Source organism: Xanthomonas sp. WHRI 1810A (genome assembly GCF_040202885.1).
Taxonomy (GTDB): domain Bacteria; phylum Pseudomonadota; class Gammaproteobacteria; order Pseudomonadales; family Pseudomonadaceae; genus Aquipseudomonas.
This window is the reverse complement of the sequence record NZ_JBEGED010000009.1, coordinates 153,823-168,382: the sequence shown is the minus strand read 5'-3', so window position 1 is coordinate 168,382 and position 14,560 is coordinate 153,823. Positions and strand designations below refer to the sequence as shown.

Below are 14,560 nucleotides of genomic sequence, written 5' to 3'. Positions count from 1 at the left end.
CTGCGTCAGCCGCGCGCCTGACTCTGGTTTTCGATAAACCAGCGGTAGGCGTCTCTTAGCCCTTGTTCCAGTTCGATCCGCGCGGTCCAGCCCAGCTCTTGCAGGCGAGACACGTCCATCAGTTTGCGCGGCGGGCCGTCAGGCTTGCTGCTGTCGAACGTCAGCGTGCCTTTGTAGCCAGTGACTTTGGCCAGCGTCTCGGCCAGCTCCGCAATGCTGCAATCCACGCCAGTACCGACGTTGATGTGCGACAGCATGGGCTGAGTGAAGCGCTGGTAGGTCGCGACGTCCAGGTTCATCACGTGGATGCTGGCGTCGGCCATGTCGTCGACGTGCAGGAATTCACGCTTGGGCGTGCCGCTGCCCCAGATCGCGACTTCAGGCAGGTTCTGCTCGGTGGCTTCATGCAGGCGACGCAGCAGCGCCGGGATCACATGGCTGTTTTCCGGGTGATAGTTGTCGCCCGGCCCGTACAGGTTGGTCGGCATCACACTGCGATAGTCGCGGCCGTACTGGCGGTTGTAGCTTTCGCACAGTTTGATACCGGCAATCTTGGCCAGGGCGTACGGCTCGTTGGTCGGTTCCAGCACGCCGGTCAGCAGCGCCTGCTCGCGCATCGGCTGTGGCGCCTCTCGCGGGTAAATGCAGGAGGAGCCGAGGAACAACAGGCTGTTGACGTCATTCACGTGGGCGCTGTGAATGATGTTGGCTTCGATCATCAGGTTTTCGTAGATGAACTCGGCCGGGAAGGTGTTGTTGGCGTGAATCCCGCCCACCTTGGCCGAGGCCAGGTACACCTGATCAATGCGCTCGCTGGCGAAAAAATCGCGCACGGCGGCCTGATCCACCAGATCCAGTTCCTGGCGAGTGCGTACAACCAGCTCTACATCGCTTTGGGCGGAAAGCCGACGCACGAGCGCCGACCCCACCATGCCGCGATGCCCAGCCACAAAAATGCGTTGGGTCTTGGCCATGATCAATTCTCCAGGGAGACCGGAAGTTCCAGGCCGTGTTTGCGCAGCAGCGCGTGGCGCTGGGCAATCTTGAAGTCTTCACGGACCATTTCTGCGCACATTTCCTGCACGGTGATTTCCGGTACCCAGCCCAGATCGGCCTTGGCCTTGGATGGGTCACCCAGCAGGGTTTCTACTTCGGCAGGACGGAAATAACGCGGGTCGATGCGCATGATGGTGTCGCCGACTTTCAACGCCGGGGCCATGTCGCCTTCGATGTGCTCGATGATGGCTTGTTCTTCAACGCCGGTGCCTTCGAAACGTAGGCGGATGCCCAGTTCCTGAGCGGCCCAGGTGATGAACTGACGAACCGAATACTGAACGCCGGTCGCGATCACGTAGTCCTTGGCGACGTCCTGTTGCAGCATCATCCACTGCATGCGGACGTAGTCCTTGGCGTGACCCCAGTCGCGCAGCGAATCGATGTTACCCATGTACAGGGTGGTTTCCAGGCCCTGAGCGATGTTGGTCAAGCCACGGGTGATTTTGCGAGTCACGAACGTTTCGCCGCGACGTGGCGATTCGTGGTTGAACAGCACGCCGTTGCACGCGTACATGCCATAGGCTTCGCGGTAGTTGACGGTGATCCAGTAGGCGTACAGCTTTGCCACCGCGTAAGGGGAGCGCGGGTAGAACGGCGTGGTTTCACGCTGCGGCGTTTCCTGCACCAGACCGTACAGCTCGGAAGTGGAAGCCTGGTAGAAACGGGTTTTCTTTTCCAGGCCCAGCAGGCGGATGGCTTCCAGCAGACGCAGGGTGCCCATGCCGTCGATATCGGCGGTGTATTCAGGCGACTCGAAGCTTACGGCCACGTGGGACTGTGCGCCCAGGTTGTAGATTTCGTGCGGCTTGATTTCCTGGACCAGGCGCGTCAGGTTCGACGAATCGCTCAGGTCACCGTAGTGCAGGACCAGGTTCGGCGAATCGACGTGCGGATCCTGGTAGATGTGATCGACGCGTTGGGTGTTGAACGACGAAGCCCGGCGCTTGATGCCGTGAACTTCGTAACCCTTTTCCAACAGCAACTCGGCCAGATAAGAACCGTCTTGGCCGGTGATGCCCGTGATGAGCGCGCGTTTCTGTTCCATGTGAAATACCTTTGGAGAGTCGGAGGTAAAAGTGTGTCGTAGGGTCGATCGGCGCCAGTCAGGAGGCGGCCTTGTGATAGGCCTGCAGCGTCTGTCTGGCGCATTTTTCCCAGGAGAACTGTTTGAGGCGTTCAACCCCTTTGTTCACCAGGTCTTGCAATCGGGTGTCGCTGTAGAGCTCTGTTTCCAGGACATCACGCAGGGCGTCCTGATCTGTCGGGTCAAAGAACGCCGCAGCGTCGCCAATCACCTCGGGCATTGAACTGGTGTTGCTGCTGATCACCGGGCAATGGCGAGCCATCGCCTCCAGCGGGGGAAGGCCGAAGCCCTCGTAGATCGACGGATAAATAAACGCCTTGGCACCGTCGTAGAGACGGCCCAGCACGTCGTCACTGCCGCCGAGCTGACGAACCTGCCCGTCCCTCAAACCGCTGTCGCTGAACAATTGCAGCTCGTCGCGGGAGAAAGCCCCACCGCCGAACGCCACGACGTCGAAATCATTGCGCAAGCGGTCCGACGACGCCACGGCCCCGATGAGCCTGGCAAAATTCTTGTAGCCCGGGCGGTGCCCCACATAAAGCAGATAAGGCCGCACGCCATCGGCTGGTGCCACTTTTGGCTGCGCCTCGATGTGATCCACGCCATGGTGGATCACGCAGATCTTGTCTTCGGGCGTGTTGAACAGTTCGATCAAGTCGCGCTTGGTGTTTTCCGAAATGCAGATCACCACATCGGCCCGTGCCAGGCTGATGCGCTTGAGCTTGGAGGAGCCGTCCAGCACCGAAAACGATTCGGGATAGCGCTCGTGAATCATGTCGTGAACGGTGGTCACCCGAGGCAACTTCGTGCTGCCCGAAGGCTTGGCCGAATAGTAGGTCTCGTGAATGACATCCGGCGCCCAGCGGTTGATCAACCCGTTGGAGGTCACGCGGTTGTACAGGGAGAACAGGCGAGCCGTCCGCGGAGGGAAGGTCTCAAGCTGTCGGCCCTCGAACACCCCGGCAGGCAACTCGTCCACATAACGGTTGCGGTGAAAGGGCGCAAAAATCTTCACCTGCTGTTGATCCGCTGTCAGCTGCTGGGCGAGCCGCACGAAATAGCGCGAAATCCCGCCGTATGTCTGCTGGGTGAAAGTCTGGTAATCGTACGCGATCTTCATCTATCACTGACCTGTGGCTTGGTGGTGCTGAAGCGGGATAACGCCGGGCCCCCGAACGGCGGGTGACCCCATTGAATGTCACGCACGCGCAGCACGAGCGGCAGTGCGCCGATCCCATTTGCGTGCCTGGATGAGTACCAAGCCAATCACCGTCAGATTGATTGCACCATTGACCGCCGCGTAAGTGGTCACCACACCCAGCGGATCCTTGAAAATCAGGCCGCCGAGCACCGCGCCGCCAATGCGCAGCACGGTGCTGGCGATCTCGACGATCAGGTAGCGTCCTTGCAGTTCCAGTGCCGGAATCGCAACCATGCAAGGGCGTGCCATGAAGCCTGCCAATTCAGCCAGCGCCAGCCAGCGCGCATATTCCCCTGCCTCATACCACTGCGCGCCAAATACCAGGCCAAACAGCCAGGGCCCGATGATCGACAGCAAAACGAACGGCACAAAACCAATGGCGGTCAGGCCGGCGATCCCTTTGAGCAACAGCGGAACCAGAGGCTCCTTTTCATGGATCGCCTGGGTGATGCGCGGGTAGTACACGTCCCCGACGGCCTTGCCGATCAGGTTGTTGGGCATGCTCAACACCTGAGCGCACAACGCGAAAAAGCCAGCCGGCACGGCGCCGTACATCGAGGCCAGCACCAGGGTCGGCATGTTCACCGCGATGGCGTTGATCAGGACCTGCGGTGCGCGAAAGATCGGGAAGTCCCGATACCGCTTCGCCACGCTCTGCACCGGCTCTTCTTCGATCCCTTCAGGCTCTGGCACTGGCACGCGTTTTTTGCGTGTCAGCAAAATTCCCACGATCAAGATGCAGCTGTGCACGGCGTAGTACAGCGCGGTCGTGACCACCAGCACCGGCGGTGACGCGGCAATCAGGCCAGCGCCGCTGCGCATGCCGTTATAAAGCAGGGCATGGGTGGTGGCGGCAGTGGCCGTCAGGCGAAATTGGTGCGTGCGGTACAACCACTGCTGGCAGATTTCGAGCACAGCGCCAGTGAACATGGTGAACGGCAGCAGTAACAGAAACGGGATCAAAATCTCGATGTTCAGCGTTTCAGCGATCTGCTTGCCAAACAGCACCAGCAGAACCGTCAGTGACAGCGCGATGCCTGCCGCCACTTTCAACGAGAGGCGAATCAGTTTGTGCGCATCCGCTTCACGACGCGGCAGAACAATCGCGGTGGGGTACGTCAGCGCCGCCACCGTGATCAGAATCATGCTGACGCTCTGGAACGTGCCCAGTACGCCGAACGATTCAGGTCCGTAGATGCGCATGATCACCGGCATCAGGGCCAGGTTGATCAACTGCGCCCCGGCCGTACCCGACACCGCCGTGACGATGTTACGGAACAATTTGCTGTTACGGACACGGCTCAACAGGCTGCGCAACGGCGAGCTCCCGAGTGGCGGACTGATGGGCTGTTCAATCATGAAAAATTCCTGGAATACACGCAGACGCTCGCGCGCCTGATGGGTGTTCGGCATAACTGCAGCAAATGCCTCGGATCACGGGCCAGCGGCCCATGATCCGTGCAGTCATGCTGGCACCCGCCGACGCCTCGGCGTTGAAGGGTGACGGCGTGCATCAATGAATCTGTAAGGTGCCGTAGTTCTGGTAGGCGCCCAGGTAGTTCTGGCCCGGGTTGCGCTGCATATCCACCTGATTGAGCACCACGCCACGCATCGGCGCGCCGCTCTGGATCAGTTGGTTGATGCCTTTCTGTGCTACTTCAACCGGCGTGCTTTGTGATTTGATGACATAAATCACGCTATCGGCCAGCGTACAGATGAGCGCAGCGTCACTGACCGCCTGACTGGCCGGGGTGTCGATGAGGATGCGGTCGTAGTTGCCTTTGACCCAATCCATGAACTTCTCGAACCGTGGCGAAGCCAGCAGCTCCAGCGGGTTTTCCGGCAGCGTGCCCACGGTGAGGATGTCGATGTCGCCGTTGGACTGAATGCAGGCGTCCGGCGTGGCCGTGCCGGCGATCAGGTCGGCCAGGCCCAGCGATGTGCCGGTCAGGCCCAGGTTGCGGGCCAGGACTGGACGGCGCAGGTCAGCCTCGATCAGCAGCACGCGCTCCAGTTTGCCCAGGGCAAACGCCAGGTTGACGACGACAGCACTTTTGCCTTCGCCGGGGACCGAGGACGTGAGCACGACAACCTTGTTCGCGCCGTTCTTGTCATTGAGCATGACGTTGGTGCGCAGCGTACGGATGGCCTCGCAGAACGGACCGTCTTCGTTGGCTTCGAACTGATGACCAATGTTCTGGTTGCGGCGCTTGGTGAGCAACGGCACTACGCCCCAGATCGGCAGGTCGATCTGCTTACGGATGTCATCGCTGGAGCGGAAGGTGTTCTTGACTGCATCACGGATCAGCGCCCAAGCGATACCGGCCAGCAGAGCAACGATTGAGGCAATGAACACGATCAGCGGCTTATTCGGCGCACTTGGCTGCATTGGCGGGATCGCTGGGTCAACCAGCTTGATGTTCTGTTGTTCCACGTCGCCGGTCGCTGCGGTTTCACGCATGTGCGACTGGAACGAGTCATACAGCGCACGGTTGCTGTCGACGTCGCGTTGCAGGTCACGCAGCTGGAACTCCTTGCGGGAGATGTCCTGGATCTGCGACTTGCTGTTGTTCACCGATGCACGCAGCGCATCTTCGTTGGCCTTGGCCAGCTGATACGTACGCTCGATACCGGCAACAACCTGCTGCACTTGCGAGCGCAGGCTCGCCTGGGCCGCATTGAGGTCGGAGCGGGCAGCAACCATCGCCGGATGGCGGTCGCCGTAACGCTTGCTCAACTCATCCACTTTGGCTTGGGCGCGGGCTTCGTCGCCTTTGAATTGCTGCACCAGCGGGTTGGCCAGAACAGCCGGTTCGCTGGACAGACGCTCAAGGCCTGCGCCTTTCATGGCGGCAATCTGGCGGAACTGGCTTTCGGCTTCGGCACGTTGGCGGGTGGCGTCGATCATTCGATCGCTGGTTGCCGCCAGTTCGTTGGACGTAATCGTGGACACGCCACCGGTCGCGCCGCCCACATCCACCAGGCCTTGCGCGTCACGGTATTTCTGCAGCTTGGATTCGGATTCCTGCAGGCTGGCCTTGAGTTCCACCAGACGCTTGTCCATCCAGACGGTGGTGTCACGGGCGCCACCGGCACGGGTTTCCTGCTGGCGAGCCATGTAGTTGCTGGCCAGGGCGTTGGCCGCATCGGACGCCAACTGCGCGTCAGTCATGGTGACCGTAATGCCGACCAGCTGGCTTTTGCCAACAATCGCTACGCGGGTCTGGTCCATGAACTTGCGGGTCGCAGCATTGAACGCCTGAGTTTCGTTGATCGCGGCGCCACCGTCGGAAGGCGCGAGTGCCGGGATCATGCGGCCGATCCAGTTCTGCACTTTGCGCTGCAAAGGCGTGTGTTGGCGCGGGTCAAACTCAGGGTGGTGGTCCAGTCCCAGCTCACGCACGACGCGCTCGGACAGCACACGGCTCTGGATCAACGCCATCTGGGTCAGTACGTAGTCGCTGACCGTGATGGTCGTGCCGTCGGTAACGGTCTGTTTGGCCAGCAACAGCGGATCATCAGGTTGCACCATCAGCACCGACTGAGCCGAGTATTGCGGGGTCATCCGGGTCGCAACGATGGCCGAACCGACGGCCGCAATCACCACCAGGGCGGCGATCAGGTAGCGGCGGCTCCACAGCGAGTTCCAGATCTTGCCGGGCTCGATGAAGTCTGCATCCGGGGCTGACAGCGTCACCGTGGGCTCTCGCCACTGAACGGGGTGCTGCGACTTGGTTTTGAGATTGGACATCAGAAGAACCCCTGCTCGATAGTAATGGTGTCACCGGGCGAAACCGGGTCATCCAGCTTTGCTGGCTGCGGCTCTTTGCTGGCATCTGCTGCACGAATGATGGTGATTCTCCTGTCGGATCCACGATCGGTCTTGCCTTCGGCCAGGGCAATCGCTGCCCGCACGTTCAGGCCAGGCTGATACGGATAACCGCCGGGCTTTTTCACTTCGCCACCGATGTAGAACGGGCGGTAGGCCGCCACGCTGACGGTGACGCGAGGATTTTTGACATAGCCGTCGTTCAGCTTGTCAGTGATCATCTTGCTCACTTCGCTGACGGTGTGGCCTTTGGCTTCAATATCGCCAATCAACGGGAAGGAAAGAATCCCGGTGTCGTTGAGCGAGATTTTTTCAAACGTAAGGTCTGGCTCGTTGAAGACGTTCACGCTGAGCACGTCGCCCGAACCCATCCGGTAGCCGCTGTCCACGGCAGCGAACACGGTCCCGGAAACAAGAAACAAGAAAGCGAGCAATGCATTTTTTACGGTCATGGCAAAGTGTCCTGATATCGCTGACAAGTACTCCCTCAAAGGCTGAAAGTCAGGCCCAAGAGATAGATATTGCGGGTGAATGTTTCGTCGTCTTCGGTCGAATTGTTATGGAAATGCTTGTAGCTGACATCGGCTGCGACCCAGCGGCGTATCTGCCAGGTCACACCTCCGCCCATGCCATTGGTTTTGTCTTCACGGGCAATGCCGCCCTGGTAGTCGCGGTATTCGTGGCGCACGTTGAGGTTAGTGCTGATGCGTGACGTCCATTCGTGGTCCCAGTCGAGCTGGGTACGGGTCAGATGGATGGCATACGCGCTGTCATCACCTTCATCGAACGCTTTGCGCGACTTCAGTGTGAACGTCGAGTAACTCAGAGGTTTCCAGGAGGCATCCACCTGCCAGGTCAGCGACTGATCGTCGTTCGCCGAGCCCTGGTCGAAGTTTTTGTTTTCCTCGCCGACGCGCAGGCTGCCACTGGTGTTGGCGGTGGCATCCCACTTGGCACCCACCAGCGCCACGGTATCAACGTTGTTGCGCGGGTTGCCGGCGGTCAGGTAGTCAAACTTGCTGTGCTTGACCTCGACCAGCGCCCGGGTTTTCTCCGTCAGCGCGTGGTAGAAGGTGCCGCGCAGGGCCGTGGTGTTGCGCTCTTGCTCGTCGTTGATGCCGCCTTCGTTCTGGAAGCGCAACTGCTGATAGTTGGCGTCCACGTCAATCTGGTTCAGGGCGTCGTCCAGGCCGTAGACGTAGCCCACGCCGGCTTCCTTGATGGTGTACTTGTCGTTTTCGGTGCGAACCGTCGAATCGACCGTCGACTGGAGTTTCTGGTAACCCAGGTTCCATTTCAGACGGTTGCGCGAGTCGAATTGCAGGACGTTGTCAAACGCCACACGGTGATCAGTGTGGTCGGCCTCGCGGGCGTCCCAGTAAGTTTGCTTGTCTCCCTCGTACACCAGGCGATAGCCGGCGCTTTCGGTTTCAGCCTGAAGGGTGAACTTCGGGTTGAAAGAGGTAATCCAGGACGACTCGGCCGTACTGTTCGGAAGCGTGCGGAAGTTATCGTCGTAACGATCGCTCAGCTTCAGGGACGGTGCGAAGTCAAACCCGAACACGTCCATGCTGGCAGGTTCCACCGGCGTGGGGGCGGCCAAGAGGTTGAACGACATCGAGCTCAGGACCGTCGCCGTCAGTACAGCCGATCTTTTCATGTTTCTCTTCCGTAGATTAAATCGACCAAGGGGGTACAGGGCGTGCACTTGGGTCATGAGCGCACATCAGCGGGCACCACGGCCCTTGCTTTGAACTTGTTCAACACGCCGGAGGCAGGTTTTTCGTACAGGTAGTACGTCATGATGCCGACGATAACGCTCAGGACCAGGCTCAGCGCAATGAACGCCAATTCACTGCCCAGGCTGTGACCGTTGTAGAAACGCTGGAATATCAGTCGGCACACCACCAACGTGAATACATGAGTGAGGTACAAACTGTAGGACGCGTCTCCGACAACGCGCAGGTAAACAAAATTCCGTACGGTTGCACGGATCTCCATGCAGCACAGTCCGTAAACGATCAGCGCGGCAGGTATTCCAAACGCTACGGCGCGCTGCGGCACCAGATCCGCGTAGTTGGCCAGCAGCATGACGGCCAGCGCCACCAGCGTCAGCACACAGGCCATCGGCCCGTTCAACAGCATCTGGCGTCTCACCAGAATGGCCACGCCGATGCCCATCAGAAATTCGAAGATAATCGGGTTGCTGTAGAACGTCAGCGCCGGGCCGACATCACCCGACAGGCGTCCGATCAGCGTCACTGCAACGAACACCGCGCCGATCAACCACAGGCGCAGGCGCTGCGGGAAAAACAGCACGCCCGCGAAAATCACATAGAAAAAGATCTCGTAGTTGAGCGTCCATCCCGGCACCAGCAGCGGGGTGATGAGCACGGCAGTGTCGGTCGAATCCAGATACGCGGGATTGAGCGCGGGGAAAAATGCCAGCGACGAGATGAAGTGCGTCATGCCGAGCACCGTGTGCTTGAGCAGCGACGGGGCCAGTAACGCAACGGCGCCGGCGACGATGGTCAGCATCCAGTACAGCGGCACGATGCGCATCAGCCGTTTGAGCATGAACGAGCCGGGCGACACGTCCTTGCCCGCCGTCGTGATCCACATCAGAAATCCGCTGAGGACGAAAAACAGGTCCACGCCTGCCTCGCCGACGACCGGCAGCAAGGGCGCTTCTGCGCTGAAATTCTTCAGCTGCATCACCGCATGAAAATACACCACCATCAGCGCAGCAATCCCCCGGAGATATTGGAGATAGATGAAACTGTGCGTGCCTGGGGGGGTTGAAGATTTCAAAACAAACACTCGCTTTCGCTTGAGGTGACTGGCGGCAAACACCGCACAAGGTAAAAGCCGCCAAAAGAGCTAAGGTTTAAAAACAACGCCAAGAATGAACAATCATGAAGACAATTGTCCTACAAGATCGGCGCACTAAAAAAGTGCAAACTTTGATTTTAAATATTCAAAGTGTCCACGTAATTGGCGTCATATATCCGTCTTAATACAGTTTGCCTTTCAACAGGCCTGGCTACCGCAGGGATTTATTGCATCCCGGCCGGTAAGACTGAACTTTGCAGAAAGCGTGCGCCTAAAAATTGACGCTTTCTGCGGGGTGCTTGGGCCGGGCGTGAGTCTATGCGACCGCGGCTGTTCCCTTCAAGCAATAGCTATGCCTGAAATATACAGCTTGAAACCCTTACAAACCGGGCTTTACACATTATTTACCGGTGGTCGGGTAAACCTTTGAGAATTGACCCGCCAGACGGTATAGAATTTTGACGGTTTGTCGGGTGTATTAGTGGCATATTGCCCGCTTATGGATAGAATGTCCTCCTTTTTTACGCATATTCTTTGTTTTCGAGCATTGATCCGAGGTCTCACTGGGGCTGTCTCGCCCACAGTTTGGTCACGGCAACCCACTGTGTAACGCCGTTGCTGGCCCATTTACTGTAAGGACGAGATGCATGAAAAGGTTTGCGGTGCTTGATAGCTTTCGAGGTTGTTGCGCGATCGCCGTCATGATCTACCACTCTCATGCCATGTTTACGTTTACGGAAACTCGCTTTTTTCGAAGTGCTGACTATTTCGTCGAGTTTTTCTTTATTCTCAGCGGCTTTGTTCTGACCCATACGTATACCCAGCGTTTGAAGTCGACAGGCCAGTTGCGGGACTTCATCGTCAGTCGTTTCTTCCGGCTATACCCTTTGCATGCGCTGATGCTCGTGGTGTTTATCGGGCTTGAAGCGTTGAAAATGGTCGCCGAGCGCCATGGCGTCTTTTTCGCCAATGCCAGCTTCACGGGTGCGCGCGCCCCGTCCGAGATCATCCCCAACCTGCTGCTGATCCAGTCCTGGTGGCCGGGCTTTAACGCGATGTCGTTCAACTTCCCCGCGTGGTCGATCAGCGTCGAGTTCTACCTCTACCTGCTGTTTGGCGCGACCACGCTCTGGCTCCCGGGCCGGACCCGCTGGGTGGCGCTGAGTATTCTTGCCCTGTCGCTGCTCGCCCTGATCACGCACAACACCGAGATCACGGTGTACAGCCTCAAAGGCTTGAGCGGTTTCTTCGCCGGGCAACTGGCCTACCTGATCTATCAGCGCCTGCAGGCGATGAAGATGAGCTATTGGCTGGCGACCCTGCTGGAAGTGAGCGCGCTGGCCGCCATCTACTGCGTGATGACCTACCTGGGAGGCAGTCGCGATCTGGTGCTGCTCCCGCTGTTCTGCCTGACGGTATTCATCTACGCCTTCGAGGCCGGTGCGCTTTCGGTGTGGTTGCGGCACGCAGTGTTCGAGCGGCTCGGGACGCTATCGTTTTCCATCTACATGATTCACGCGTCGGTGCTGTTCGTCATCCCGGTGGTGTTGAGCGTCTATGCCCAACGCTACGGCGTGAACCTGCTGACCGACCAGGTGGAAGTCGCCTCCGGCACCCTGTTCCGCTACATCGACACCGGCAGCGTGGCGCTCAATACCCTGCTGGTGGTGATTCCGATGTTCATCACCCTCGGGTTGGCCGAACTCAGCTACCGATTCGTCGAACTGCCCGGTATTGCCGTGGGCAAGCGGCTGGGTCGCTCCCGCCGTCAAGCCGCGGCCGTGGCCGACCCGATATTGCCGGAGTCGCGCTTGGGCAAGTGATACTTTGAGACATTGACGCTCCTGACCCTACAATGGCGCGTCACCCTCCAGGATCACCCGATGCTCAAATTCGACACGCCGCTGACGAAGATGAAAGCCATTGCCTCCGGATTATTGTTGCTGGCGGCGTTGCTGTACGTGGTGGCCCTGCTGCTGACGCCGACCCACCCGACCCTCGGCGGTTACCTGGGCGCGTTTTCCGAGGCCGCGATGGTGGGCGCGATCGCTGACTGGTTTGCGGTCACTGCGCTGTTCCGTCATCCCTTGGGTCTGCCCATCCCTCATACGGCGATCATTCCCCGCAACAAGGCGCGGATCGGCGCCAACCTCGGCGACTTCATCTGCACGCACTTCCTGTCCCGGGAACAGGTGCTGCACAAGGTCCAGGAATTCGACGCGGCCAAGCGCCTGGCCGACTGGTTGTCCCGGGAAGAAAACGCGACCGCGTTATCGGGGCTGGCGATCAAGCTGGCCAGCCATGGCGTGGGCGCGCTGCGCGATGAGCGGGTCCGTCATTTCGTGCGCGGCACGGCGGTGGACCGGCTGGGCCAGGTGGATCTGGCACGCATCAGCGGGCAATTGCTGGAAGTCTTCACCGACGACGGTCGCGCACAGGAAGTGCTCGATGAGCTGCTGGCGCACATCGATGTCTGGATGCAGGGCGATGAAACCCAGCAGCGCATCGCCAAGGTCATCTCCAGCGAGCTGGACGTGCTGCGCTTCAGCTTCTTCGGTAAAGAGCTGCCGCTGCACAATCTGGCGGGCAACTGGTCATCGCGAAAACTGGTGAAGCGCCTTTCCGAGGTGATCACCGAAGTGAACCAGGACCCTGATCACCCGCTGCGCAAGCACTTCGATGAGCAGTTGGTGAACCTGATTCACAAGCTCAAGGAAGAGCCGGCCTTTCGTTTGCGCGCCGATCAGCTCCGCGCGCAGCTGATCCAGCACCCGGCGCTTCACGCCTATCTCACCGGGTTGGTCGACGACGTCGTGAACTGGTTCGAAGCTGACATCGCCCAGGAACACTCCGAACTGCGCACACACCTGGGCAAAGGGACGCGCAAGCTGGGTGAGGCCTTGAGCGAAGACCTGCCGATGCAAGCCTGGATCAACGACCAGATCCTCGCGCTGGCCGGCCCCTTGGTGGAGCGGTACCGCTCAGAGATTGGACGCTACATCGCCGAACGCATCGAGGCCTGGAATGATGAAGAACTGGTGGAGCAGCTTGAGTCGCAGGTCGGCAAGGACCTTCAGTTCATCCGCATCAATGGGACGCTGGTGGGGGGGTTGGTGGGGGTGTTGATTCATTTGGCGACTGAGTTGGCGATGGGGTGGTGAGAATTGTGTCAGCACTGCTGACACTAATATCCTGGGATTTTAATTCAGACCGCTGCGGTTCTTTAGTCGCGGAGCCTTGCTTAATTTGCTGCGCACCAAGCGCCATTTCCATGAGGTTTATCGCGCCGAGGCAAAAGTCTCACCGCTGCTGAGACAATTACGGGGGGGGGGCGCATAACCTGAGTCTTAACCGCCAGTAAGTAATCGCGATACCAGCTGCGGCGCGTGATCTATTAGCGAACGGCGTCATTGGTTAATCCACAGGCCAGTAGATTCTCACCAGCGGCACAAGCGCGCGGCCTTCTAGGTCGAAGCTCTCGTAATGGCTGACAATCAAGTCAGCCAAGTCATCCAGGTCGACCAGAGTGAGCGGGAATGTGGACCGCTCGGCTTCATAACGCGCCTCGCGGGTGAAGCCTCCGGTGCTTATGAACAACCCGGAGTCGCCTTCTCGCAGAGCACCGATAAACCCACGAATAGCGGGAGCGCCCATCGCGCCGTTGCGGTGCTTTACTTCTGCCTTGATTCGCGGCTTCAAGAGCCCCAAACCGTCGGGCGAAGCAATCACGTCTACGCCCCTGTCTGGCCCCTTGGGCGATACTTTCGCTTTGTAGCCCATCGCACGAAGAATACTCGCGACTAATTCTTCCATTTGGTCCGGGAGCAGAGCAGCGATTTTGTCTTTGATCAGTTCATGGCTTTGGGCGACGGTTTCGTCTTTGAGCTGTTCCACTTCCAGGTCTGCGGTGTCGGTGTCATCGGTTAACAGGATGGGAGACTTGGCCTCCAGGATCGCAATGAGGGCGTCGATGATTTCCTGGCTAACAGAAAAGAGCGTCAGGGTGGAACCCAGTGAGTTCTTCGCCTTCTGAGGCAACTGATCGCGACTCACCTTGCCCAGCCACTGAACCTTGCGCAGGTTGGCATAGGCACCCACTGTGCCGGGCTGGTATAGATATTCACCCTTATCAACACCCACCAGGTATTCGCGTGTCTCGGGGTTGTAACTGACGATGTGATCACCGGCGCGGATCTGATCCCGGAATTTGAGGATCATCGCGATCGCGTTGGCTATGGCGGCGGGCTTATCGTTGCCATAAACCTCCACGTATTTTCTTCGCAGACTGGCGTGGTCCGGGTACTGAGCAAGATTGCCCAACTCCGACCAGCCAATGGCGGCGTAGCCTTTCAAGAATTCTTCAATGTAAATCCCGCCGCGTCCGGCCCGGACCATCCATGTGTTCTTCATTTGCCGCATCCTGCCTTGTGGTGCATGAGAGTTGTGAGCTGCCTGACTCTAAAAGGCCATCAGCCGATTTTCAAGGGTTACCTCGTGCACTCCTGCAGGCGAGCTTTGCCACCCGCCATCTGCGGCCTGTCAGTTTCATGTCGCCGCT

The 14,560-nt window shown here is 58.9% G+C and carries 12 protein-coding genes; 2 read left to right on the top strand and 10 right to left on the bottom strand.

Features of this window, described 5'->3' with window-relative positions; all coding sequences use genetic code 11:
- Window positions 1-5: 5 nt before the first annotated feature.
- From fcl to ABQX22_RS15275, 9 genes are all read right to left on the bottom strand, one after another.
- Window positions 6-974 carry a GDP-L-fucose synthase gene (gene fcl / locus ABQX22_RS15315; protein WP_349800694.1) on the bottom strand — a complete coding sequence of 323 codons (969 nt, stop codon included), beginning with the start codon at window positions 972-974 and terminating at the stop codon, window positions 6-8.
- Between the two features lie 2 nt (window positions 975-976).
- A complete protein-coding gene (gene gmd / locus ABQX22_RS15310) occupies window positions 977-2,101 on the bottom strand; it encodes a GDP-mannose 4,6-dehydratase (protein WP_349800693.1) in 1,125 nt (374 codons plus the stop codon).
- A gap of 58 nt (window positions 2,102-2,159) precedes the next feature.
- Window positions 2,160-3,260 carry a glycosyltransferase family 4 protein gene (locus ABQX22_RS15305; protein WP_349800692.1) on the bottom strand — a complete coding sequence of 367 codons (1,101 nt, stop codon included), beginning with the start codon at window positions 3,258-3,260 and terminating at the stop codon, window positions 2,160-2,162.
- Window positions 3,261-3,338: 78 nt separating this feature from the next.
- Window positions 3,339-4,700 carry a lipopolysaccharide biosynthesis protein gene (locus tag ABQX22_RS15300; RefSeq protein WP_349800691.1) on the bottom strand — a complete coding sequence of 454 codons (1,362 nt, stop codon included), beginning with the start codon at window positions 4,698-4,700 and terminating at the stop codon, window positions 3,339-3,341.
- A 154-nt stretch (window positions 4,701-4,854) separates the two neighbouring features.
- Entirely contained in the window at window positions 4,855-7,092 is a 2,238-nt protein-coding gene (locus tag ABQX22_RS15295; protein WP_349800690.1) for a GumC family protein, read from the bottom strand.
- Complete coding sequence (locus ABQX22_RS15290) at window positions 7,092-7,649, bottom strand: polysaccharide biosynthesis/export family protein (protein WP_349800689.1); 558 nt, start codon at window positions 7,647-7,649, stop codon at window positions 7,092-7,094. The genes ABQX22_RS15295 and ABQX22_RS15290 overlap by 1 nt, the downstream gene beginning before the upstream one ends.
- Before the next feature lie 8 nt (window positions 7,650-7,657).
- Window positions 7,658-8,830, bottom strand: coding sequence for an outer membrane beta-barrel protein (locus tag ABQX22_RS15285; protein WP_349800688.1), 1,173 nt, complete (start codon window positions 8,828-8,830; stop codon window positions 7,658-7,660).
- Between the two features lie 53 nt (window positions 8,831-8,883).
- Window positions 8,884-9,981 carry an acyltransferase family protein gene (locus tag ABQX22_RS15280; protein ID WP_349800687.1) on the bottom strand — a complete coding sequence of 366 codons (1,098 nt, stop codon included), beginning with the start codon at window positions 9,979-9,981 and terminating at the stop codon, window positions 8,884-8,886.
- A gap of 581 nt (window positions 9,982-10,562) precedes the next feature.
- Complete coding sequence (locus tag ABQX22_RS15275; protein WP_349800780.1) at window positions 10,563-10,814, bottom strand: hypothetical protein; 252 nt, start codon at window positions 10,812-10,814, stop codon at window positions 10,563-10,565.
- On the opposite strand from ABQX22_RS15275, the gene ABQX22_RS15270 reads away from it, so the two are divergent.
- The gene (locus ABQX22_RS15270; RefSeq protein ID WP_349800686.1) at window positions 10,704-11,825 is read left to right on the top strand and encodes an acyltransferase family protein; all 1,122 of its coding nucleotides are present in this window, start codon (window positions 10,704-10,706) and stop codon (window positions 11,823-11,825) included. The genes ABQX22_RS15275 and ABQX22_RS15270 overlap by 111 nt on opposite strands.
- Window positions 11,826-11,885: 60 nt before the next feature.
- Window positions 11,886-13,163, top strand: a complete 1,278-nt coding sequence (locus ABQX22_RS15265; protein ID WP_349800685.1) for a DUF445 domain-containing protein — start codon at window positions 11,886-11,888, stop codon at window positions 13,161-13,163.
- Window positions 13,164-13,416: 253 nt separating this feature from the next.
- On the opposite strand, the gene ABQX22_RS15260 is transcribed toward ABQX22_RS15265, so the two are convergent.
- Window positions 13,417-14,412, bottom strand: coding sequence for a restriction endonuclease (locus ABQX22_RS15260; protein ID WP_349800684.1), 996 nt, complete (start codon window positions 14,410-14,412; stop codon window positions 13,417-13,419).
- Window positions 14,413-14,560 lie beyond the last annotated feature (148 nt).

What these genes read in the sequence shown, in the direction of transcription:
- fcl (WP_349800694.1), bottom strand. Translation starts at nt 974, where the DNA reads ATGGCCAAGACCCAACGCATTTTTGTGGCTGGGCATCGCGGCATGGTG.
- gmd (WP_349800693.1), bottom strand. Translation starts at nt 2,101, where the DNA reads ATGGAACAGAAACGCGCGCTCATCACGGGCATCACCGGCCAAGACGGT.
- ABQX22_RS15305 (WP_349800692.1), bottom strand. Translation starts at nt 3,260, where the DNA reads ATGAAGATCGCGTACGATTACCAGACTTTCACCCAGCAGACATACGGC.
- ABQX22_RS15300 (WP_349800691.1), bottom strand. Translation starts at nt 4,700, where the DNA reads ATGATTGAACAGCCCATCAGTCCGCCACTCGGGAGCTCGCCGTTGCGC.
- ABQX22_RS15295 (WP_349800690.1), bottom strand. Translation starts at nt 7,092, where the DNA reads ATGTCCAATCTCAAAACCAAGTCGCAGCACCCCGTTCAGTGGCGAGAG.
- ABQX22_RS15285 (WP_349800688.1), bottom strand. Translation starts at nt 8,830, where the DNA reads ATGAAAAGATCGGCTGTACTGACGGCGACGGTCCTGAGCTCGATGTCG.
- ABQX22_RS15270 (WP_349800686.1), top strand. Translation starts at nt 10,704, where the DNA reads ATGATCTACCACTCTCATGCCATGTTTACGTTTACGGAAACTCGCTTT.
- ABQX22_RS15275 (WP_349800780.1), bottom strand. Translation starts at nt 10,814, where the DNA reads ATGGGTCAGAACAAAGCCGCTGAGAATAAAGAAAAACTCGACGAAATA.
- ABQX22_RS15265 (WP_349800685.1), top strand. Translation starts at nt 11,886, where the DNA reads ATGCTCAAATTCGACACGCCGCTGACGAAGATGAAAGCCATTGCCTCC.
- ABQX22_RS15260 (WP_349800684.1), bottom strand. Translation starts at nt 14,412, where the DNA reads ATGAAGAACACATGGATGGTCCGGGCCGGACGCGGCGGGATTTACATT.